We start from the raw sequence: 3,843 nt of genomic DNA, 5'->3' as shown, positions 1-3,843 counted from the left end.
CGCCGCAGAAGGAAGAGCTGCCGCCCGGCACCGCCGTGGTGACCGCGACCGGCGAGCAGCAGACGGCCGCGCTCCTTGACGGCAAGGTGACGCTTGCGCTTCCTGCGGGCGCGCTGCCGAAGGAGACAAAGGTGACGGTCAAGCTCGTTGCCGACATCCCGGAGAAACCCCCGGCGGGTGCGCTGGCGGTAAGTCCTGTGATTAGCATCGAGAGCGCAACCGCGCCGGCCAAGCCCGTTAAAGTCGCCTTCGCCCTCGACCCGGCGAAGCTCGGCGGCCTTGACCCGCGGGCCTGCCTTGTCTTCCGGCAGGAGGCGGACGGCACCTGGCGGCCGGTGGGCGGGAAATTCGACCCCGGCGCCAACCGGGTGGTGGTTGAGCTCGGTCACTTCTCCAACTACGCCGTCTTCGGCCTCCGCAAGGAGTTCACCGACACCGCCGGCCACTGGGCGGCGAAGGAGATCGGCGTCCTGTCCGCGCGCGACGTCATCGCCGGCTACCCAGACGGCGCTTTCCGGCCCGGTAAGACCATCACCCGGGCGGAGCTGGCCGCCCTGATCGCTAAATTTCTTGGGCTCAAGGCTACGGCGACCGCGACCGTTTTCAGCGACGTACCGCCTGACGCCTGGTATGCCGGGGCGGTGGCGGCGGTGCGCGAAAAAGGCCTGATGTCCGGCGCTAGCGGCAAGTTCCGGCCTAACGATACCCTCACCCGCCAGGAACTCGCGGCGGTTTCCTTGCGGCTTGCGGGGCTGAGTCTCCAGGACCTTACACCTACCTTCGCCGACGCGGCGGAAATCGCGCCGTGGGCGCGGCGGGCGGTCGCCACGGCGGCCATGGCGGGCCTGATGTCCGGCGTGGGCGAGAACCGCTTCGCGCCGAAAAAGCCCGTCACGCGCGCGGAGGCGGCGGCGGTCCTCTACCGCCTTGCTGAGCGGCTCGGCCTTTACACCGAAACGGTCACTGTCACCGGTAAGTTAACGCTGAGCACCATCGAGAAGCCGCACTGGGAACTGGTGGCGGAAAAAGAAACCTACGTCCTCCTCTTCGACCAGGCAGACCGCCTGACCGCCAACTTAGTCCAGGCAAACGAAGGAAAAACAGTTACCGTCACCGGTTATCTTGAAACCGGCCCGAACATCTACATGCGCGGGCCAACCATCCGGGTGCTTTCTGTTAAACCGGCGCAATAAGGACTCAAAGGCAAAGGGGTCTGCGCACTGCGCGCAGGCCCCTTTTAAATTTGGCTGCGGACCACCATCAATATAGACCGGGAGGCTCTGAAAGAGGCGATGCGCCTTACTGGCTGCAAGAAACGGAGCGAGGTGCTGAATGCAGCACTTAAAGAGTTTATCCGCCGGCGCCGGGTTGCCCGCCTGCGGGAGCGGCTGGGTAGCGAAGAATTAGCGATTACCCTGAAGGATGTCGAGGCTTGGCGCAGTGAGCGGTAAGCAATTATTTATCGTGGATACCTCCACGTGGGTGCTGGTCCTGCGCAAAGATGGCTCCCCCGAAGCAGCTGCCTGGCTACATAACGCCCTTGATAAAGAAGAGGTAGCCCTGGTGCCGCTGGTAAAAGTCGCACTCTTGGTCGGTACTAGGGATGAGGCGTATTATGCCTCACTAAAGCAAGAACTTGATGCCTTATCGCAGCTGCCGTCTTCCGACGCGGTTTATGAAGAGGCTGCCAGTCTATCCTTTAACCTGCGGCGGAAAGGATGCGCCATACCCTTGATTAATCTTCTCATCGCTGCTTTCGCCATCGTTTACTCCTGCACGCTGGTGCATCACGACCGGCATTATGAGCTAATCCGCGAGACCCTACCTGACTGCGGCCTCCGGACGTTACCTGTACCTGACTTCAACAAAAAGCAGCAGTAAAACAAAAAATCTGCCGCTTTAGACAACGGGAACCACAAGGTTCCCGTTGTTATGTTATAAAGAGGGTATCACCGCCCCGAAAGAGTAAGGAGGGAGCGGCGTGCTCGCACTCTTGAAAGACGTTGCCCGGCTCGGCTATCTTGAGGAATGGCCTGACGACGGTGGGACTAATCTCATTGTACTCCTGCGGGGCATCCAGCACCTGCAGCAGGGAGCCCTCTGGGCCGGTATCCGGGATCTGGAAGCGGTCGGGCGGTGGCACGCGCTGGCCGCTAAACTGCTGGCGAAGTACGTTCCGGAAGAGGTGCTGCTGAACGCTACCGCTGAGCTTTACCATAATGCCTTTAAGCGGGACAAGCGTTTACTTTTAGTCTTTGGTGCTATCCTGGGCCCCGCGGCACTAACGGTGCCGGACTATTTTGTCACCGCGCCGCGCTTCGTCACCCGTGTTGTCGGGCTGCGCCACGGCACGCGCCTGGCCGAAGCGGCGGAACTCGCGCCGGGGATGCCGGTTTACCTCGTCCGGGAACCCGAGAACCTGCACGATCCGAACGCGGTTGCGGTGCTCGCTCCCTGGGGTGCACCTTTAGGTTATCTGCACCGGCCCCTAGCGGCCGCCCTCACCGCCCGCTGCGAGCGGGGTGAGTCTTTCGCTGCCTGCGTCGTCACGCTTTGCGGTGAAGCTTACGACCCCAACGAGCGGCTCCATATCGAAGTCCGGCGCGACGCCTCCGCCAGCACCATCCGCATTCTCTCCCGTACGCCGGCAGCAGCAGAATTATAAGGAGGGAAGTATCCGCGAGCAATGAAATCGCCGCGTTGTCCTTGATTTTTCAATCAGTATTGATAGTAGCCCGATTGATGACATATACTTGGGTAAAGGAAATTGAGGAAGGGTCGGGTTGCTATGTTAAACGATGCCGGGCGGATAACCGGTACCGGCCGTGTTACCGGTAAAGGACAAGTACAGGTACCCAAAGAGATCAGGGAGGCTCTTGGTATCCGGGTAGGCGACGAATTGGTCTTCCAGCTTAGCGGGGACCAACTCACAGTTCGTCTTCGTAAGCGCCGCCGCCTCTCAGAGTTAGCCGGGGTCTTGCCATCACGGCATCCTTTCCCGGGAATCCAGGAGGAGGAAGAGGGGACAAAGCGGGCGGTGGCGGCGAAGATCGCCCGGAGGCGAAGAAATGGCCGTTGACGCTTGGCTTGACACCAATGTGATCCTCCGCTACCTCCTTCGTGACAACGAAGAACTTTTCGCTACGGCCGCCCAGGTGATGACCAGCGCGGAGCGCGGCGAGGTCAACCTGCATTTGACGCCGCTTATCGTGGCCGAGGTTGTCTGGGTGCTTGAATCCTTTTATGGTTATCCGCGGGAGCAGGTGGCCGAAGTAGTAGGCGCTTTTGCCACCGCAGGCGGTATAATCCTGGAGGAACGGGAAACAGTCCTCCAGGCGCTTGCGGACTATGCCAGCCTCAACGTGGATTTTGTTGATGCCTACTTGGCCGCCAGGGCCTGCGCCACCGGCTGGCCGGTCTGCACTTTCGACAAAAAAGATTTCGCCCGCCTACCAGCGAAAAGATTTACCATATAGGTAAAAGCAAATCTGCTTCGAACCAAGCAAAAGCCCTTATAATCTTCCTTGCAGTCTACCCTGCAATCTGCCAGATAAAATCCGCCACCAGCCGGCAGGAAAAGGGAGCCAGAGGTCGAACCATACGACATTAGGGTCAGGGTTGTTGCCGGGGTCGAGTCCTGAGCGCTTAAGTCTAACTTGAGAAGGTATTTTTTGCGAGAAAAAGGTTTCTGGGCGGCGCTAGTTGACTTTATGAGGTTAGCCGTGGTTAGGCGCGATGCTACTGGATCATTGATTGGGCTTTGCAGTAATAAAGCCGTGGTGAGAAGTAGAAGCCCCGAACTGTTGCTCTTGGGAGGTAGTCAACTGGTGAATCTGAGTGAAT

At 59.6% G+C, this 3,843-nt stretch carries 6 protein-coding genes; all 6 read left to right on the top strand.

The genetic code is table 11. The annotated features are described in order from the left end of the window. Positions 1-1,193, top strand: a 1,193-nt coding sequence (locus ACUVTA_RS08855; protein ID WP_445952579.1) for an S-layer homology domain-containing protein, incomplete at its 5' end; no start/stop codon positions are given. Between the two features lie 48 nt (positions 1,194-1,241). Further along, complete coding sequence (locus ACUVTA_RS08850) at positions 1,242-1,451, top strand: type II toxin-antitoxin system VapB family antitoxin (protein ID WP_445952580.1); 210 nt, start codon at positions 1,242-1,244, stop codon at positions 1,449-1,451. After that, positions 1,441-1,881 carry a type II toxin-antitoxin system VapC family toxin gene (vapC, locus tag ACUVTA_RS08845; protein ID WP_445952578.1) on the top strand — a complete coding sequence of 147 codons (441 nt, stop codon included), beginning with the start codon at positions 1,441-1,443 and terminating at the stop codon, positions 1,879-1,881. The genes ACUVTA_RS08850 and vapC overlap by 11 nt, the downstream gene beginning before the upstream one ends. Positions 1,882-1,981: 100 nt before the next feature. Continuing rightward, positions 1,982-2,665, top strand: a complete 684-nt coding sequence (locus ACUVTA_RS08840; RefSeq protein ID WP_445952577.1) for an HIRAN domain-containing protein — start codon at positions 1,982-1,984, stop codon at positions 2,663-2,665. A 123-nt stretch (positions 2,666-2,788) separates the two neighbouring features. Further along, positions 2,789-3,079, top strand: coding sequence for an AbrB/MazE/SpoVT family DNA-binding domain-containing protein (locus ACUVTA_RS08835; RefSeq protein ID WP_445952576.1), 291 nt, complete (start codon positions 2,789-2,791; stop codon positions 3,077-3,079). After that, complete coding sequence (locus tag ACUVTA_RS08830) at positions 3,069-3,476, top strand: PIN domain-containing protein (protein ID WP_445952575.1); 408 nt, start codon at positions 3,069-3,071, stop codon at positions 3,474-3,476. Before ACUVTA_RS08835 ends, ACUVTA_RS08830 begins: the two co-directional genes overlap by 11 nt. Positions 3,477-3,843 lie beyond the last annotated feature (367 nt).

The sequence above is a fragment of the Thermodesulfitimonas sp. genome (assembly GCF_052743955.1).
The sequence above is the reverse complement of the archived record's forward strand: the minus strand, read 5'-3'. Positions and strand labels throughout refer to the sequence as shown.

Excerpts from the sequence above, each read along its gene's own strand:
- ACUVTA_RS08835 (WP_445952576.1), top strand. The coding sequence starts at position 2,789 with ATGTTAAACGATGCCGGGCGGATAACCGGTACCGGCCGTGTTACCGGT.
- ACUVTA_RS08830 (WP_445952575.1), top strand. The coding sequence starts at position 3,069 with ATGGCCGTTGACGCTTGGCTTGACACCAATGTGATCCTCCGCTACCTC.